This window comes from Paractinoplanes abujensis, assembly GCF_014204895.1.
In the GTDB taxonomy this organism is placed as follows: Bacteria; Actinomycetota; Actinomycetes; order Mycobacteriales; family Micromonosporaceae; genus Actinoplanes; species Actinoplanes abujensis.
In genome coordinates, this window is the sequence record NZ_JACHMF010000001.1 from 4,071,372 (window position 1) to 4,088,246 (window position 16,875).

15 protein-coding genes and 1 pseudogene are annotated in these 16,875 nt (G+C 70.1%); 8 read left to right on the forward strand and 8 right to left on the reverse strand.

Going from position 1 to position 16,875, the window contains the following annotated elements; all coding sequences use genetic code 11:
- Positions 1–81 precede the first annotated feature (81 nt).
- Positions 82–402, forward strand: coding sequence for a helix-turn-helix transcriptional regulator (locus BKA14_RS18115; protein WP_239093084.1), 321 nt, complete (start codon positions 82–84; stop codon positions 400–402).
- A 63-nt stretch (positions 403–465) separates the two neighbouring features.
- Here the strand turns inward: BKA14_RS18115 and BKA14_RS18120 are convergent, their stop codons facing one another.
- Complete coding sequence (locus tag BKA14_RS18120; protein WP_184952112.1) at positions 466–1,077, reverse strand: CBS domain-containing protein; 612 nt, start codon at positions 1,075–1,077, stop codon at positions 466–468.
- A 4-nt stretch (positions 1,078–1,081) separates the two neighbouring features.
- The gene (gene gap / locus BKA14_RS18125; protein ID WP_184952113.1) at positions 1,082–2,098 is read right to left on the reverse strand and encodes a type I glyceraldehyde-3-phosphate dehydrogenase; all 1,017 of its coding nucleotides are present in this window, start codon (positions 2,096–2,098) and stop codon (positions 1,082–1,084) included.
- Between the two features lie 397 nt (positions 2,099–2,495).
- On the opposite strand from gap, the gene BKA14_RS44095 reads away from it, so the two are divergent.
- The gene (locus tag BKA14_RS44095) at positions 2,496–3,617 is read left to right on the forward strand and encodes a hypothetical protein (RefSeq protein WP_184952114.1); all 1,122 of its coding nucleotides are present in this window, start codon (positions 2,496–2,498) and stop codon (positions 3,615–3,617) included.
- Between the two features lie 296 nt (positions 3,618–3,913).
- Here the strand turns inward: BKA14_RS44095 and BKA14_RS18135 are convergent, their stop codons facing one another.
- The 5 genes and pseudogenes from BKA14_RS18135 to BKA14_RS18150 all read right to left on the reverse strand — a co-directional run bounded on the left by BKA14_RS18135 (position 3,914) and on the right by BKA14_RS18150 (position 10,867).
- Complete coding sequence (locus tag BKA14_RS18135) at positions 3,914–5,212, reverse strand: glycosyltransferase (RefSeq protein ID WP_184952115.1); 1,299 nt, start codon at positions 5,210–5,212, stop codon at positions 3,914–3,916.
- Positions 5,209–7,266: a glycosyltransferase gene (locus tag BKA14_RS18140; RefSeq protein WP_203722460.1), complete on the reverse strand. Its 2,058-nt coding sequence runs from the start codon at positions 7,264–7,266 to the stop codon at positions 5,209–5,211. Before BKA14_RS18140 ends, BKA14_RS18135 begins: the two co-directional genes overlap by 4 nt.
- A gap of 760 nt (positions 7,267–8,026) precedes the next feature.
- Positions 8,027–8,134: pseudogene (locus BKA14_RS45720) on the reverse strand (NAD(P)-binding protein); the annotation flags it as partial.
- A gap of 11 nt (positions 8,135–8,145) precedes the next feature.
- Positions 8,146–9,423 (reverse strand): MFS transporter, encoded by a 1,278-nt coding sequence (locus BKA14_RS18145; RefSeq protein WP_184952117.1) that lies wholly within the window; start codon positions 9,421–9,423, stop codon positions 8,146–8,148.
- Positions 9,424–9,430: 7 nt separating this feature from the next.
- Positions 9,431–10,867 carry an FAD-dependent oxidoreductase gene (locus BKA14_RS18150; RefSeq protein WP_184952118.1) on the reverse strand — a complete coding sequence of 479 codons (1,437 nt, stop codon included), beginning with the start codon at positions 10,865–10,867 and terminating at the stop codon, positions 9,431–9,433.
- A 102-nt stretch (positions 10,868–10,969) separates the two neighbouring features.
- On the opposite strand from BKA14_RS18150, the gene BKA14_RS18155 reads away from it, so the two are divergent.
- The 3 genes from BKA14_RS18155 (at position 10,970) to BKA14_RS18165 (ending at position 12,674) form a co-directional block, all read left to right on the forward strand.
- Positions 10,970–11,329 (forward strand): ArsR/SmtB family transcription factor, encoded by a 360-nt coding sequence (locus BKA14_RS18155; protein WP_184952119.1) that lies wholly within the window; start codon positions 10,970–10,972, stop codon positions 11,327–11,329.
- 126 nt (positions 11,330–11,455) lie between these two features.
- The gene (locus BKA14_RS18160; RefSeq protein ID WP_184952120.1) at positions 11,456–12,190 is read left to right on the forward strand and encodes an aquaporin; all 735 of its coding nucleotides are present in this window, start codon (positions 11,456–11,458) and stop codon (positions 12,188–12,190) included.
- Between the two features lie 28 nt (positions 12,191–12,218).
- Positions 12,219–12,674, forward strand: a complete 456-nt coding sequence (locus BKA14_RS18165) for an arsenate reductase ArsC (RefSeq protein WP_184952121.1) — start codon at positions 12,219–12,221, stop codon at positions 12,672–12,674.
- A gap of 318 nt (positions 12,675–12,992) precedes the next feature.
- Here the strand turns inward: BKA14_RS18165 and BKA14_RS18170 are convergent, their stop codons facing one another.
- Positions 12,993–13,859 carry a hypothetical protein gene (locus BKA14_RS18170; protein WP_184952122.1) on the reverse strand — a complete coding sequence of 289 codons (867 nt, stop codon included), beginning with the start codon at positions 13,857–13,859 and terminating at the stop codon, positions 12,993–12,995.
- Between the two features lie 1,113 nt (positions 13,860–14,972).
- Between BKA14_RS18170 and BKA14_RS18175 the strand changes: the two genes are divergently transcribed.
- The 3 genes from BKA14_RS18175 (at position 14,973) to BKA14_RS18185 (ending at position 16,859) form a co-directional block, all read left to right on the forward strand.
- A complete protein-coding gene (locus BKA14_RS18175) occupies positions 14,973–15,413 on the forward strand; it encodes a hypothetical protein (protein WP_184952123.1) in 441 nt (146 codons plus the stop codon).
- 55 nt (positions 15,414–15,468) lie between these two features.
- Complete coding sequence (locus BKA14_RS18180; RefSeq protein ID WP_239093083.1) at positions 15,469–15,915, forward strand: response regulator; 447 nt, start codon at positions 15,469–15,471, stop codon at positions 15,913–15,915.
- A 212-nt stretch (positions 15,916–16,127) separates the two neighbouring features.
- Positions 16,128–16,859 (forward strand): hypothetical protein, encoded by a 732-nt coding sequence (locus tag BKA14_RS18185; RefSeq protein WP_184952125.1) that lies wholly within the window; start codon positions 16,128–16,130, stop codon positions 16,857–16,859.
- Positions 16,860–16,875 lie beyond the last annotated feature (16 nt).

The window sequence follows — 16,875 nt, forward strand, 5'->3', positions numbered from 1 at the left end:
AATGCGATGCTGTTTTCATACTTCCGACTGCGTACATTGGGAAGCCGCATACGCCGGTTCGACCGCAGGGATAGTGATCACGTGTCGCAGGCAGCCAAGGCCGGGTCGGCCGGCGGGGCCAAGGAGTGGACGTTCCTGACCAACCACGCCCACGTGCTGCTGGCCATCGCTCGAGAACCGACCGCCCGGCTGCGTGACGTCGCGGACGGCGTCGGCATCACCGAACGCGCCGCGCAGGCCATCGTCGCCGACCTGGAGGCCGCCGGTTACCTGCGCCGCGAGCGGGTCGGGCGCCGCAATCAGTACACCGTCAACCCGGCGGGCCGGTTCCGGCATCCCGCCGAGGCGGACCACAGCATCGGTGAACTCCTCAGCCTGTTCACCGGGCCGCCACCGACCTGACCGAAGTGGGTGAGAGGCCGTTTGAGGAACGGCGACTCACCCACTCGGACCTCCGGCATCGCCTCACGAGGCGATGGCCACGACCTGAACTCCGGCGACGCCCGGCACCGTCCTCGCGAGCACCGTCACCACGGCCTCCTCGGTGTCGTTCAGGAAATCACCGGCGACCCGGGCCACACCGCCGTCCACGGTTGCTGTCCAGCGGTGCCGGCCGTCGGCGTACTCGTCGAGCCGGTGCTGGACCTCCTGGGCGAGCACCTCGTCGCTGCGGACCATCGCGCGCAGGATGTCGCGCCGGCTGATGATGCCGACCAGGGCGCCGTCGTCGAGCACCGGGATGCTGCGGACGTCGTTCTCGAGCATGGCCTCGGCCACCTCGGCGACGTCCACGTCCGGGTACGTGGTCAGCGGGTACGGCGACATCACCTCGGACACAATCCCGGGCCGCTCGGCCGGGTCAGTGTCCGGGATGCGCCGCACGTGGGCGGTTGGGTCCATCGGGACACGGTGCCACAGCAGGTCGCTCTCGCTGACCATGCCGACCAGACGCCCGTTGCCGTCGACCACGGGCAGCGCAGTGACGGCCTTGGCGGCCATCAGCTGAGCCGCGCTCTCCACGGAGGAGGTTTGTACGACGGTGTGAACGGGGCTGGACATGATGTCTCGGGCGCGCATGATGTCACCTCCTGGCCATCTGCAGGGTGAGGTCGACGAGGCGGTTGGTGTAGCCCCACTCGTTGTCGTACCAGCCGAACACCTTCGCCAGCCGGCCCTGTGCCTGCGTCAGCCGCGCGTCGAACACGCACGACGCCGGATCGCCGATGATGTCGGTGGAGACCAGCGGCGCCTCGGTGTAGCGGATGATGCCCTGCATCGGCTGCCCTTCACCAGCGGAGGCGGCGACGACCTCGTTGATCCGCGAGGCGGTGACGCCGGTGGCGAACCGCAGCGTCAGGTCGCTGATCGAGCCGTCGATGACCGGCACCCGCAGCGCGACGCCGTCGAGCCGGCCGGCCAGCTCGGGCAGCACCAGGCCCACCGCCTTGGCGGCGCCGGTGCTGGTCGGAATAATGTTCACCCCGGCGGCGCGGGCGCGCCGCGGGTCCTTGTGCGGCGCGTCGAGGATGTTCTGGTCGTTGGTGTACGCGTGCACGGTGGTCAGGTAGCCCTGCTCGACACCGAACGCCTCGTGCAGCACTTTGAGCAGCGGGGCGACGCAGTTGGTGGTGCACGACGCGGCGGACACGATCTGGTGGCGATGGGGGTCGTACGTGTCGGCGTTCACCCCGGGCACCAGCGTCGCGTCGACGTCCTTGCCCGGGGCCGAGATGAGCACCCGGCCAGCGCCCGCCTTGAGGTGCAGCGCGGCGTCGTCGCGGGTGCGCCGCTTACCGGTGGACTCGATGACCAGGTCGACGCCGAGGTCAGCCCACGGCAACGCGTCCGGGCTGCGTTCGGCGTACGTCGCGATGGTGTGCCGGCCGACGCTGAGCGCGCCGTCGTCGTAGCCCACCTCGGCGTCGAGGCGCCCGAAGGCCGAGTCGTACTCCAGCAGGTGCGCCAGCGTGCCGGCGTCGTACAGGTCGTTGATGGCGACGACCTCGAGCCCGGCGTTGGCCAGCTTCTTGTCGGTCAGACGGCGCAGGTAGTTGCGGCCGATCCGGCCGAATCCGTTGATGGCGATGCGGTAGGTCATCGTCGTCATCCCCTTCCCTGTCTCCCCCTCAGCCTCGCGCCGTCGGACCGGCCGGGGCAGGGCCGAAGGACCCGTGCGGCGGGGACCGTCCGCGTCGCCGCAGCGCTCGATACAGCTCATCGACGCCCCGCACCACCGAGGCGATTCCGTACGCCTGCTGGCCTGCCACGGCCTGGACGGGTCGGTCCCCGGCCTTCGACAACGCTTGCCGGCCAGGCCGCGATACGAAGCCGATCGGTGGCCCGGACTCCGCCCGGAGCTCCGACAACGCTGAAAACGATCCTCTGAACAGCCCATCCGCCGTCCCTCGTTCCGACTTCAGCGACGCATACAAGTCCGATTTCAGGTGTGGGCAAAAGCGCGTTTTGCCGGGAAAGGAATCAGGACGGAGATGGTGATGAACAAGATCGCTCGTATGGTGTCGATCAGTGGGCTCGGTGTTTTGGCTGCTCTCGCCACGACCAGCGGCGCCGCTCAAGCCACCGACACGAACCGGCCGGCGACACACAAACAGGCGGCCGGTGTCCCCCAGTCCAGTGAGTGGGGCCAGGTCGTCGGCTGGTACTCCTCCCGGCAGGCATGTCAGTCGGCGGGCCGGTTCGGCCTCGACCGCGACGACTGGGGCGACTTCGAGATCACCCTCGTGACCGTCGGCCCGCGGCGTGGGTCCTGGGCTTTGCGGGTCCTCACCGACGGCGCCTGGCTGAACCCCGGCTTCCGGCCGTTCCGGACGGGCCTGGTCGCACCGTCTCCGTTCCTGCCCGGGCGGCCCGGATGGGTGCGGCCGGGACGCCTCCGCCCGGCGCACTTCGTCGGGCCGCAGGGCGGCTTCAACCCCGGGCGTCCGGGCGGTTTCGGGCACGGGCCGTCGGGCGGCTTCAACCCCGGACGCCCGGGCGGTATCGGACACGGGCCGTCGGGCGGCTTCAACCCCGGACGCCCGGGCGGTATCGGACACGGTCGTCCGGGCGGTTTCGGGCACGGGCCGGCGGGTGGGTTCGGCCACGGCCGACCGGGCGATTCCCGTCCTGGCAGCCACACCGGCGCCCCCGGCGGACAGCAGGGCGGCTGGGGCCAGCACGGCGGGCGTCCCAACAATGGCGGCCAGCAGGGCGGTTGGCACCCCGGCGGCCAGCAGGGCGGCGGCCAGCAGGGCGGCGGCCAGCAGGGCGGCGGCCAGCAGGGCGGCGGCCAGCAGGGCGGCGGCCAGCAAGGTGGCGGCCAGCAAGGTGGCGGCCAGCAAGGTGGCGGCCAGCAGGGCGGCGGCCAGCAGGGCGGCCAGCAGGGTGGCGGCCAGCAGGGTGGCCAGCAGGGTGGCGGCCAGCAGGGTGGCGGCCAGCAGGGCGGCGGCCAGCAAGGTGGCGGCCGTCCCAACGGTGGAGGCCAGCAGGGCGGTGGGCGCCCCAACGGTGGCGGGCAGCCGGACGGTGGCCAGCCGGGCGGCGGCGGCCAGCCGGGCGGCGGCCAGCCGGGCGGCGGGCGCCCCAGTGGCGGCCAGCCGGGCGGCGGCCGTCCGTAGACCCCGTCCTCAGCTCACGACGGGCTGACTTCAGCGCCGGTCCCTCGGCGAGAACCGGTCGAACGCCCTCTCGTCGATCCTGATCGAGCGGCCTGGAGCCTCGGACCCGTGTGCTTCAGGCCGCTGATCAGTCCACCGACGTACTCGTTCTGATGAACGGCTGAGCGCCGCAGTCAAAGTCGCGCGGCGGCCCTCGGACGAAGGTTACGGAGTTTCCGGTCGTGCAGTCGGCTGAGCAGCGCGTCCCGCCGACGTCCGGGGAAGCCGGGCTGCGGTCGACGCTGGGCCGTCCTCGGTCAGGGGTTCCCGGACGGGTGGTTGGTGGCCAGGGTGAAAGCCAACTCGCTCCCCGGCGTACGTCGCAGTTGCTCACCGATCGCCTGAGCTGCAGGGGCGCTGTCCAGCGTGCGCCGCACAGCGGCGGCGACATCGTCCGCCGTCGCCGCGTTCGGGTCCAGGGCCACGCCGACACCATGGGTCTCGATCGCAGCCGCGCCCGCGAACTGGTCGGTCGAGAACGGCAGGGCCAGCATCGGTACCCCCGCGGTGAGGGCTTCCGTGACGCTGTTGTTGCCGGCGTGCGTAACTGCCATCGCGGCTTGGCCCAGAAGCGCGGTCTGGGGCAGGTAGGAGCGCACCAACCAGGTGTCCGGCACCGGCGGCAGACCCTGAGCCGACCCTGTCGCCAGCGCCACGCGCAGGTCCGTGCGCCGCAGCGCCGAGATGACGGTGCTCAGCACGTCCGCCCGGGTGGAGAGGAAGCTGCCGAAGCTCACGTAGGCGAACGGCTGGTCATCGGCCTCCAGCCACGATCGTACGTCTGCCGGGACCGTCTCGGTGCGGACCGCGGAGCCGAGAAAGGCATGCGGGACCGGCAGCTCTGCGCGAGCCGGGTCGTGCAACGCGGCGGGGTAGTTGTAGAGCACCAGGTCGCCGTGTTCCGTGAAGGCATCCTTCGATGGCGCGGCGGTTGGGGCGAGGGTGTGCAGCGCGGCGTTCCACTCGGCCGTGAACTCGTCCCGCACGGTTCGGCACAGCCGGTTCAGCTCGGCCAGCGCGCCGGCGTCCGGGCGGAACGCGGCCGGCCATGCCGTCGGGTATCCGTAGACCTCGTCGCCGACGGGCAGAGCCGACGGGTGGCCGAGTACGACGTCCACGTGCGGGACGCCACCCGCGGTCAACGCCAGCCGCGCGCTGAAGGCGAGGTGGTCGACGATGATGTGGTCCGGTTTGACATGTTCGACCACCTGGAGAACCGCCTGCGCCCGGTCGACGGGCTCCCAGAGCAGGTCGTTGCGACGAGCCTCAGCCTGGAAACGCAGCGTTTCGACCATCCCTCGGTAGGTCGCCGCGAAGAACCCGCGCAGCGCCTCGTCCTCGCCGACCGGCTGCTGCTCGGCCCGGATGACGCCCGGGTTGGAACCCCGGCCCAGCGGAAGCTCGTAGTGCTCGAAACCGAATCCTTCGACCAGCCCGGCGGTCGCAGGACCGGTCGCCACCACGACGCGGTCGCCGGACCTCTGCCACGCGGTGGCGAGGGTGGCCAGCGGCAGCAGGTGCGAGGCGTAATCCGGGCTGATCACCAGGAGGGTCATGACCGGTGCTCCTCGGCTGTCACGGACGCGTAGACAGCGGCCAGGTTACCGGCCATGGAATCGATGGTCAGGCCGTCGCTGATCCGGGCGCGGGCCCGCTCGACCCGCGACGCCGCGGGCCGGCGGGCCAGATCGAGGGCGGCCAGGACTGCCTCGGTCAGTGTCGCCGGGTCACCGGCCGGGGCGAGGATGCCGGTGACGCCGTGCTCGATGTACGTGGCGGGACCACCGGCGTCCGGCCCGACCACGACGAGGCCGGCGGCCAGCGCTTCCAGCAGCGCGAGGCCGAACTCCTCCTTGAGGCTGGCGCACACGTACACACCGCCGCGGGCGATCAGGGACGCCCGTCCGGCGTGTACGGCAGCGAGCCAGCGCGCGACCACGTCGTTGGGCCGGTGGCCGGGCATGACCAGGCCGGCCGAGGCTTCCGGGTACTCGCGCAGCACCTCGGCGATGAGCTCGAGTTGCTCCCGCTCATCCGGCGAGGGATCCACCAGGTCGCCGCCGACGATCATCAGGTTGCACTGCTCCCGCAGGGCCGGGTCGCGGGCCCACGCCCGTACCAGGGTTGCCATGCCCTTGACCCGGTGCAGCCGGCCGACGCTGATCGCCAGCGGCAAACCGTGGCGGTGCGGCGGCAGAGCACCGACGAGCGCATCCAGTTCGTCCAGGGCCGGCGAATCTGCTCGGTCCGCCAGGTCGGCAGCGGCGGCTCGGCTGACGTCGAGATCGATACCCTCCGCGACGACGCTGTACCGGCCGGATCCGTCGGCGATGTCGATGCCCATGAGCCTTTCGAGGTCGCGGGCCAGATCCGGGCGGGGGAAGAGAACGACGTGGTCGGCCTTGGCCGCCAGCCGCTGCACCAGCCGGGCCCGGAACCAGAAGTGCTCCCGCTCGTCGACCAGGCCGAAGTTGTCGCGACGCAGACCGCCCGTGCGTTCCAGGGCGTCGATCGTCGCATGCGGGTCCGGGGCCAGGGTGAACACGACTGGGATGTTCATCTCCGCGGCCACTTCGGCGGCGGCCAGGCTGCCGACCTCCGCCATCCGGAGGTGGACGGCATCGATGCGGTGGGCGCGCAGCAGGCGCCGGATTCCCCGCCGCACGGCCACCCGGGCCGGCCATGCACCGGCCGCGGTCACTGCCGGACCTGGCATGGGCACTGCCCCCAGCACATGCTTCTCGTCGCGGGTCAGGGCCTCCAGAGCACGATCGTGGGGGCCCCGGGAGATGGTCAGCACCCGCTCGATTCCGGGCTGGGCCGCGAGCTTGTCACCGAGCCGGACGAGCAGGGTGGCGATGCCGCCGTTGTCGCCCGCGCCGGCCCGGCTCATCCGGCTGTCGATGTCCGCGTGCAAGAAGATCTGCGCGATCCGCAGGCCCGTCGTGCCGCCGGCGGGTACGCTGCCGGCCAGTAGTCCGAGGTCGACGGCGGCCAGCCGGACCACAGCTCCGAGTTCCCCGTCCGCTACCCGCAGGGACTCGATCACCCGCACCGATTCCGGGTTTCCGGGACGGTCCCCGAGGGCGGCAACGGCCCGGATGCGGGCCGTCATGCTCTCGTCCGGGTCCAGAGCGATCAGGCGGACGGCCTCCTCGGCCTGCTCGGCGAAGACGAGGCCGAGTGTTTCGACGAGCCGCCCCCGGGTCTGCGGGTCGCGCGTAACGGCCAGGGCTTGCAGCAGTGCCGCGGCGATGTGGGCACCTGCCGAGCCGCCCCAGCTCTCCAGGGTCCGTTGCGCGAGCATGCCGGAGAACCCGCCGGCGGCGACGACGCGGATGAGACGGTCGATGGCGTCCAGCCGCGGTAGACGGGACTGGAGCACCCAAGCCGCATGTTCCCGCAGGAACGTTCGCGGATGCGACAGAAGTCGCGAGAGCACGGCGTCAGCCTCGTCGTCGACGACCGCCCCGATGCCGTGCACGGCGGCCACCGCCGCCAGATCATCGTCCCCGTCCACCGCCGCCGCCAGCACCGTCATCACCGACGGCGCCGTGGCTCGCGCCGCCTCGTGGGCGAGCCCGTGATCGTCGCGGAGGACGTCAAGCATGGACGAGCTGCGGCGGACCTCGCGCAGTAAGGAGTTCACGGATGACGGCATACTTGTGCTTTCGGCGCAGCAGCCGCCGCCGGATGCAGAAGTTCGTCACGAAAACAGTGCGCCGCGGCACACCGGCAACCGTAGACCTCGGTGAATTCTCCGAAACCCGCCTGGGGAGAGACCCGACTTCAAGACGGAAACCGGCAGAAAGGACGGGCAGGGCCACCTACGGTGCAGGCAGGTGTTCGCGGCGGATGTGGGGCGCGCCGGCGACTGCGGTGATCGCAGCCTCGACTGTCTTGGCCAGCTCGGAAAGCGCCGCCGGCAACCAGATCGAAGGGGTGGGTGCCGCGACGCGGTGCGGTGGCCCTTGGTCGGCTGGTTCGCCGCCGGAGCCGTCCCTCCGCCGATCGCCGGGCTGGCCTGATCGGCACTCGCCCGCCATGACTCCCCGGCCAGAACCATCAACCGGGAACCGGTCCGGCGACGCTGGACAAGCCCCCCGGTGCGTCGTCGAAGGCGGCGATCTGCGGGGCAGAGTGTGAGTCCAGGCCGATCTGCGAGCAGAGTGACGTGGCCGGTGCCGAGCACTGTACGCAGGCCGCTGCCCAGCGCGCCGCGGGTCGTTTAGCTGGTCGGCGCCGCTCCGTGCCCGGGCGGCGGTGCCGGGTAGGGCCCAGGTGATCCGGGCGCCGGGGTGGTCTCGGCGAGGCGGGCGAGGGTGAGCAGGGGTTGGCGGCGGAGTGTCCGGAACCGGCCACGATGGTTTGCCGGCTTCGAGGATGAGGAACGGCACCTCGCGCTCGTGCAGGTGTGCTGCTGCGGCCAGTCCGACGGGACCGGCGCCGATCACCACGGCGGGAAGGTCCTGCGGCATGGTCGGGCTGTTCATGACGATGTCTCTTGGAGATGTGCAGTTTCCGGTCGGTGGCGCGGGTAGGCGCTGGTGGTCCACAGCGTGACCGCGGCGATCGCGCACAGCGCCGCGGTTGCCAGCAGGAGGCTGGTGTAGGTGCCGGAGCGGGCGTGCAGGGCGGCTGCGGCCAGTGGGGCGCCGGCTTTGGCAATGGTCATGGGCACCACCATGGTGCCGGCGATGGTGGCGTACCGGCGGGTGTCGTAGCAGTCGGCCAGCAGCACCGGTTTGGCGATGGCGGACACGCCGAAGCCGAGCCCGAACCCGATGATCGCGGCGATGACCGCGGTGGCGTTGCGCCCGATGAACGGCAGCAGGCCGATCGCGAGGGCTTGGACGGCGAAGATGACGGCGACGACGGTGCTGATGCGGTAGCGGCGTTGCAGTCCGGTGGTGGCCAGGCGTCCGGCCACCGACAGGATCCCGAAGAGCCCGGCGACACCGGCGGCGAAGGTGGCCGTGTGGCCCCAACTGGTCAGCGCGGCGACCAGGTGCACGGTGACGATGCTGATGGCGGCCATGTTGGTGGTGAAGCCGGCTGTCAGGAGCCAGAACACCCGGTCGGAGAAGACATCCCGCAGCCGTACGGCGGGAAGTTGAGGCCCGTGGGCGGTCCGCTGGTTGCGGGGTGCCGCCCGGAGAACAATGAGGTGCAGCGGGGTGGTGAGCACGGCCTGGACGGCGGCGAGGACGAGCAGGGCTGTTCGCCAGCCGTGTTGCTCGACCAGCCAGCCGGTCAGGGGCAGGAAGATGGTGCTGGCGAACCCGGCCACGACGGTCAGCGCCAGCAGCGCCGAGGGCCGGCGTCGCGCGGTGTGCCAGGCGATGACGACTGCGAACGCCGCCTCGTAAAGGCAGGCCGCGGAGGCCACCCCGATACCGATCTGCACCGCGTACAGCTGCCCGAGGGTGTGTAACTGCGACCACGCGACCAGCAGCAGCGTCCCGGCCAACGATCCGGCGGTCATCAACGCCCGGGCGCCGCGGCGGTCGAGCCATCGGCCGACGGGAACAGCCAGGGCGGCCGAGGCCAGGACCGACGCGGTGAAGGTGCCGGTGACCGCCGTGGTGGACGTGTTCAGGTCGGCGGCGAGCGGGACCAGGAAGACGGCGAAGGCGTAGTAGAGGGTGCCGTAGCCGACCGTCTGGGTGATCGCGAGGGCGGCGACGATCGCCTTGGCCCGGCCGGAGTCGAGTCCGCGGTGACCGCCGATCGTCGGATCGGCGGCCACAACGTCGGATGGGGTCATCCGGGGATCAGCTGCAGCAGCCGCCGGTCTGCTCCTGCTTGCCGGCTGGCACGGTGATCACGGTGAGCGGGGCGCGCAGCCCGCCGGGGATACCGGTCGCCAGGCCACGTCCGGCCGTTCCCTGCACGGCCGCGGCGGCGGGGGCGCCGCAGCAGCCACCGCCGGCGTCGATGGTGTCGCTGTCGAGGTCCTGGCTGCTGTTGCAGACGCCGGTCTCGGGCAGGTCCAGTTGCACGTCGCGGGCGGCCGTCCAGTCGCCGTCGATGGCCGCGACCACGGAGCGGGCCTGCTCGTAGCCGGTGGCGAGCAGGAACGTAGGGGCGCGGCCGTAGGACTTGACGCCGATGGCGTAGTAGCCGGGCTCGGGATGGGTGAGTTCGTCGGCGCCGTGCGGCGGGACGGTGCCGCAGGAGTGCTCGTTCGGGTCGATCAGCGGCGCCAGGGCGCGGGTGGAGCCCAGGATCGGGTCGAGGTCGAGGCGCAGTTCGCTGACGATGGTGTGGTCGGGCCGGAAGCCGGTGGCTGAGACGACCCGGTCTGCGGTCACGGTTCGGGTGCCGTCGGACACCTCGACTCCGTGCGGACCGGCGGTGACGGCTTGGACGCTGAAGCCGGTGAGCAGGGTGATGGCGCCGGACTCGACGTGTTCACGCAGCCGGGTGCCCAGGGCGCCGCGGGCCGGGAGCGCGTCGGCGGTCTCCCCGCCGTAGGTGCGCGCCGGGGTGGCGGCGCGGATCGCCCAGGTCACGGTCGTACCGGGTGCCTGCTCGCCGAGCTGGGCCAGGTTGAGCAGGGTGTTCGCGGCGGAATGGCCGGCGCCGACGACGAGGGTGCGGCGCCCGGCGAAGCGGTCCCGGTCGCGGCCGAGCACATCGGGCAGGGCGCTCTCGACATACGCGGCGGCTGCGGTCTCGCCGTGGGCGGGGATGCCGGAGGCGCCGAGCACATTGGGTTTTCCCCAGGTGCCGGAGGCGTCGATGACCGTACGGGCCAGGACGTCTTCGCCGTCCGCGAGCCGGATCAGGTACGGGGTGCCGGCGCGGCCGGTGGTACGGACGCGGTCCAGGCCGAGCCGGGTCACCGCGGTGACGCGGGCGCCGTAGCGCACGTACGGTTTGAGGGCGGCCAGGTCGGCCAGGGGCTGCAGGTAGTCGACGGCGAGCTGGGCGCCGGTGGGCAGCTTGTCGTCGTCGGGACGCACCCAGCCGGCGTCGGTGAGCAGCCGGGCGGCGGCGGCGTCGATGGTGTAGCGCCACGGCGAGAACAGCCGCACATGGCCCCACTGCCGCACGGCCGCGGCGGGGTTGTCGCCGGCTTCCAGGACGAGGAAGGCGATGCCACGGCCGGCGAGGTGGGCGGCGGCGGCGAGGCCGACGGGTCCGGCGCCGATGACGGCGACGGGCAACTGGTCGAGCGGGGTGCTGCGGTCAGCAATGGTGCCCATGGGTGCCCTCCTGCAACACGAGGTGGATTCGAGACTTGTCGAACTTGACGATTGTCGAATCCGACGGTTGCACGCGGATTCGATGTCTGTCAACCTCGAAGCATGTCGAAATCAGCGCCTGCCGCCGTGATCGATCCGGAGGCGGCGCCGTGCTGCCCGCCGATGGCCCAGCACCGGATCCCCGCCGAGGAGGCCGGCCCGCTGGCGCAGGCCTTCAAGGCGCTCGGCGACCCGATCCGCCTGCAGATGATGTCGATGATCGCCTCCGCCGACGGCGGCGAGATCTGCGTCTGCGACATCACGCCGGCCTTCGAGATCTCCGGACCGACCATCTCGCACCACCTCAAGGTGCTGAAGGAATCCGGCCTGGTCACCGCCGAACGCCGGGCGAGCTGGGTGTACTACCGGGCCCGGCCGGGCCTGATGCGCCGGCTCTCCGCCCTGCTCGACATCACCGAATAGGCTGCTGCAGCGATCGAGTGGCACCGGCTGTTGCCCCCACTCCCCGGCCGAACTGACAGTTTTGCGCACGACGGCACGCACCCGCGCCGATGATCCCGACCCAGTGAAGACCGGAGCCCTGCATCCATGCCCCCCATCGCCGCGTGGCGTCGCCTGCTGGCCGAGTTCCTCGGTACGGCGTCTCTGGTCACCGCCGTTGTCGGCTCAGGCATCATGGCCACCACGCTGTCGCCCGACGACGTGGGCCTGCAGCTGCTGGAGAACTCGGTCGCCACCGCGTTCGCTCTCGGTGCCCTGATCCTGACGTTCGGACCGATCTCCGGCGCCCATTTCAACCCGGTCGTCTCCGCCGCCGACTGGTTCCTCGGCCGGCGCACCCGCACCGGACTGACCCCCGCCGAGCTCGGCGGATACATCGCCGCTCAGACCGCCGGAGCCATCGCCGGTTCGGTGTTGGCCAATCTGATGTTCGATCTGGCCCCGGCCACCTTCTCGAGCAAGGATCGCTCCGCCGCACATTTGTGGCTGGGTGAGGTCGTCGCCACCGCCGGCCTCCTGATGCTGATCTTCGCGCTCGTCCGGTCCGGCCGGGCCGCCGTCGCCCCCGCGGCGGTCGGCGCTTACATCGGCGCCGCGTACTGGTTCACCAGCAGCACCAGCTTCGCCAATCCCGCCGTGACCATCGGCCGCGCCTTCACCGACACCTTCGCCGGCATCGCACCCGCGGCGGTGCCCGGCTTCGTGATCGCCCAGATCACCGGCCTGTTCGTGGGATGCGGCCTGCTACTCGCCCTGTATCCCAGCGCAGGGACGACCGCCGACGAAGTCGTCGTCGAGCACGACACCGCCCGCACCGCCTGACCAGACCCTCCGTCGAAGGATCAACGCCATGAGTGACAAGCCCAGTGTCCTGTTCGTCTGCGTCCACAACGCCGGCCGCTCCCAGATGGCCGCCGGCTGGCTGCACCACCTCGCCGGAGACGCCGTCGAAGTCCGCTCCGCCGGCTCCGCCCCCGCCGAAGCCGTCAACCCCTCCGCCGTCGAGGCCATGCGCGAGGTCGGCATCGACATCACCCACCAAAAGCCCAAGATCCTCGAGTACGAGGTCGCGCAGGACTCCGACGTCATCATCACCATGGGCTGCGGCGACGCCTGCCCGATCTTCCCCGGAAAGCGGTACGAGGACTGGAAACTTGACGACCCGGCCGGGCAGGGCGTCGAAGCCGTCCGTCCGATCCGCGACGAGATCGAGACCCGGGTCAAGACTTTGCTGGCCGATCTCCTCCCGGCCGGCAAGCCGTCAACCCCAAACGCGACCCTCCGTACGGCTTCCTCGGCATCCTGACCGGCGCCCCGCTCTCCGTCCCGCCGTGGACCCGATGACGCGCTCGCCGAAGCTCCCGGTCAGCGCCTCCCAGGATCGGGAGCCGGCAGACGCCGAGCAGCTCGCCGGTGCGGTACGCGAGGGGCTCGCGACACTCCTCAGCGCCGGGGTCGGTCAGCGTGCCGAAGTAGCCGAAGATCACCGCGCGCACGGCCCAGACACGGACGCGCCGGAGACCCCCGTGGTGCGAGGCCTCCGGCGAGGCGGTTCCGTGCGGTGGATCCGGATCCGCAAAGGATCAGGTTGCCGTTGTCCCGCGGCGCCGCATTCCCCGCGGCTTTATCCCGCCGGCGTCTCGTTCACACCCAGACCACGCAGGATGTTGTCGGCGTCCGGGTTCCCACGCAGCGCGGTCAACGACTTCAAACGGCCCAGCAAGGTCGTGGAAGACGCGGGGCATTTCAAGTCTTGAATCGCCGACAAGGTCTTCTCGTAACGTTGGATGCGGCTTTCCAGGTCCGTCCCACTCGGAAGGTTCGCATTCTTGAGCGCCACTTGCGCGTTCACCTGGGCCTGAGTCGGCGGGCAACGACCCGGAACGTTCACCCCGGTAGGACCCACACGGTCAGCCGTCGCGTTCGGATCCCCCGGACTGAAACCCAGCGCCGGCACCAAAGCGTTGACGTTACCGGAGCCGGCTCCGGCGTTCCCCGTGGCTCCACCCGCGGCCGGGTCACCGGATCCTGGGGCGGCGGCCCTATCCGCCGGCGTTTCGTTCACACCCAGACCACGCAGGATGTTGTCGGCGTTCGGGTTTCCACGCAGCGCGGTCAACGACTTCAAGCGGCCCAGCAAAGTCGTGGAAGACGCGGGGCATTTCAAGTCTTGAATCGCCGACAAGGTCTTCTCGTAACGTTGGATGCGGCTTTCCAAGTCCGTCCCACTCGGAAGGTTCGCATTCTTGAGCGCCACCTGCGCGTTCACCTGGGCCTGAGTCGGCGGGCAACGACCGGGAACATTCACCCCGGTCGGGCCCACACGGTCAGCCGTCGCGTTCGGATCCCCCGGGCTGAAACCCAGCGCCGGCACCAAAGCGTTGACGTTACCGGCGTTGCCCTGTTCGGCGGCCTGGCCCATCCCCGTGCCGAGCGCGAGCGCCGAGCCGAGCAGCGCTGCGGCGGCGCCTCCGATCACCAGCTTGCGCATCCGGCTGCTGACTCCGCGTCGATACATGCACGGCTCCTCTTAGTCTCAGTACTGCTTGTGCCGAGAGGTACGAGCAATGATGTGGCAGCAGTTCATGACGCTGAGCAAGCGTTCCTTAAAGTTTCTTTAACGAGACTCCCGGGGGGTGCAGCAGCCGGCCTCCCTCGGCGGCGCCTCGCACTCGCTGCACCACGGCAGACGTCTCCGCGGTGATCGACCCGCCCGCATTCGCGAAGACCTGCGTCCGCTCGTCGCGCGCGCGACCAAGCGCCATCGAAGCCCCCCCCCCCGGTCTATGTGGTGGTCTGGAAACAGAAGGTCAGCATCTGGGTGGTCGCTGTAGAGAGAAGTTCGCGCCGAACGCGAACACGGTTGCCGCCCCCTAACTGGCATGACGGTTCCATGCCTTGCCGTCCGGTGCGCGGGGCACGCTCAGACCGAGCCGATGACTTCACGCCCACCCCGACCGGAACTGATCAGACGGTGCATGTGGTCCGTCCACTGCCGAATCACGGGTACCGCCCCCGTCGACGCCACGGTCGAGGTGGCCTACCGCTTCCCTCGTCACTCCCGAAGGCGTCGACGTCGCCCAACCGAGCCTGCGAGCCGGCCACGCCATCGCCGCCGGCGCCACCGCCTCCGGCACCGCCCAAGCCACCGTGCCGCTCGCCGTACGGCACCCCTACGCAGCTGCGTTCGACCCACCGCTGGACATGCCCGGCGAAAACCGGCAGTCCGATTCTGTATCGGCGTCGTGTCCAGCTCAGACGTCTCGCCCCAGCCCGGCGGGGCATACGCCCACCTGAACTCGGCCGTCGCGAGGCAAAGGGCCATCTGTAGCGACCCGTAACCCCCAGCAGCGTCGCAAACCGGCAGGCCAGCCACCGCCGCTGAGGCAGTTGGACAGTCGCGATGACGTAGTGGCCGCACCGGCACGCTCACGCGTCAACGGATAAGGCGATGCCGCGGTATACACAGGAGTTCGTCCCCACATGCTCGCGCTGACGCCTGGCATGACCAGCTCACCATCCGCAACGCGTAAGGATGTTGTGTGAGGTTATGCATGTTTCTCGGAACTGGACAGAAAGATCAACATCCGGCAATGATGCCGCAATGATCTTTTCCAATGCCCAGCGGCGCGTGGCGGCGCTCGTGATCGGCGCCGGCATCGCCGCAGCACCCCTCACAGTGGCCTCCCCCGCGTCGGCGGCCCCCAACTGCGGCCTGCAGAAGACCGCCCGGACCAGCATTCATTACCAGGTCTGCGCCCAGAAGACCGCGGACGGCAACTACAACGCCATGTACTACTTCGGCAACAACCACGGCTCCAGGATCTCCATCACCACTCAGTGGGGCTGGGAGACCGACGGCACGCGGCAGTGGAGCAGCGGTACTCAGACGCTGACCCTGCGCGCCGAGCCGGGCCTCGTGCACCTCAAGACCAACAAGCTGTACTGCGGGTTTGCAGTTGAGAAGAACAAGGGCATTCTGCGGGTCAAGGAGAACAACGGCACCTGGGGCGTTGTCGCCTTCTCGAAGACCGTCGACTGCTGAGCCTGCCGATCTCATCGGCTGCGGCGAAGCGAGACGGAGGCGGGTGGCAGGGTCTGTGCGTGTCACGACCTCGGCCTCGACAGAAACTGGCTCCAGCCACTGCGAGGCGCCGGCCTCCGGCGACGGCAGCACCGTGCTCGTCGTCGAGGACGAGCAGGCTCTCGCCCGCGTCGTGACCCGCATACTCGCCACTGGCGGCTATCACGTGCGCGCGGCCGGCGGCGGCCCCGAAGCCCTGCGCCTGTACGCCGAGTACGGCTGCGACCTGCTGCTGACCGATGTGATCATGCCGGAGATGTCCGGCCCCCGGCTGGCCGCTCTGCTCCACGAACAGAATCCGGAGCTGCCCGTGGTGTACATGTCGGGCTACAGCAATGGCCTGCTCGACAAGACCCACGTCCTCGACGAGGGCATAACGTTCGTGGAGAAGCCTTTCACCGCGTACGAGCTGCTGCAGAAGGTCGCTGCGGCGCTCGGGGCGGACAGCGGCAGCCGTCGGTGAGCATATGTCGTTGAACTCGCGTGATCGGCATGTGCGGGTCATGGCGGGGTACGCGCCCTGGATGTCGACGAAACTCGGACGCACCACGTCGGACTCACCACGAGGCACAGGTGCCTCACCCGCAGGCAACGAAGTCGCCTTGCCGTCGTGAGGTTACGTCATCGATGGTGCCTGACGACGGCAGCCGACAGTCCCCGCCAGGTAGCCAGGCTATGCCTCTGACCTGGCACATCGACTCGGGCGGCATCGGCGTTCACATATCCCTGCAAGGACGGCCCGACGCCAGTTCGGTGGCGACGCTACGTGCTCTGCTCGGTCGCCGAAGCACCAAGCGGCGTCGCGACGTGACCGTCGATCTCACCGCTGTGCCCGAATCTGATCAGGCCTCGGTGATCCAGTCGGCGCTTGCACCACACGTCACCACGATGACGTGCGGATCGACAGCGTTGCTCCGCCATGACACAACCAGCCACACCACCGGTACGAGGGCAGCGGGCACCTTGCACGAGCGCATGAGCCGCGCAGAAGCTCGCGTCCGCTACGCCCTGCTGTCCCTTGTTCCTCCGTTCCATGATGTCTTGTTACCGCTGCCGGGCGCGGCCCGGCATGCCCGTGACATCGTGACAGGCGCCTGCGCCGTATGGGATCTGCCGCACCTGGCCGCCCCGGCCACGTTGATCGCCAGTGGCTTGGTCAATCACGTGTGCGACCACGTCGCCACGATGATGACCGTCATCGTGCTGCACCACGACAAGGTCCTGTATCTGTCGGTCCGAAGCGGCACCATGCTCGACAGCGGCTCACCGCACGCCGACACGAACCTCGATCTGACACTGATTCACGCTTCGGCCAGCAGCTGGGGTTTCCTGCTCGACGGCGGCGACCTCGTCACCTGGGCAACGCTGCCTTTTTCCTCGTCGGACCACCGCCGGCTGCCCGATTAGCTGGTGCACCACATCC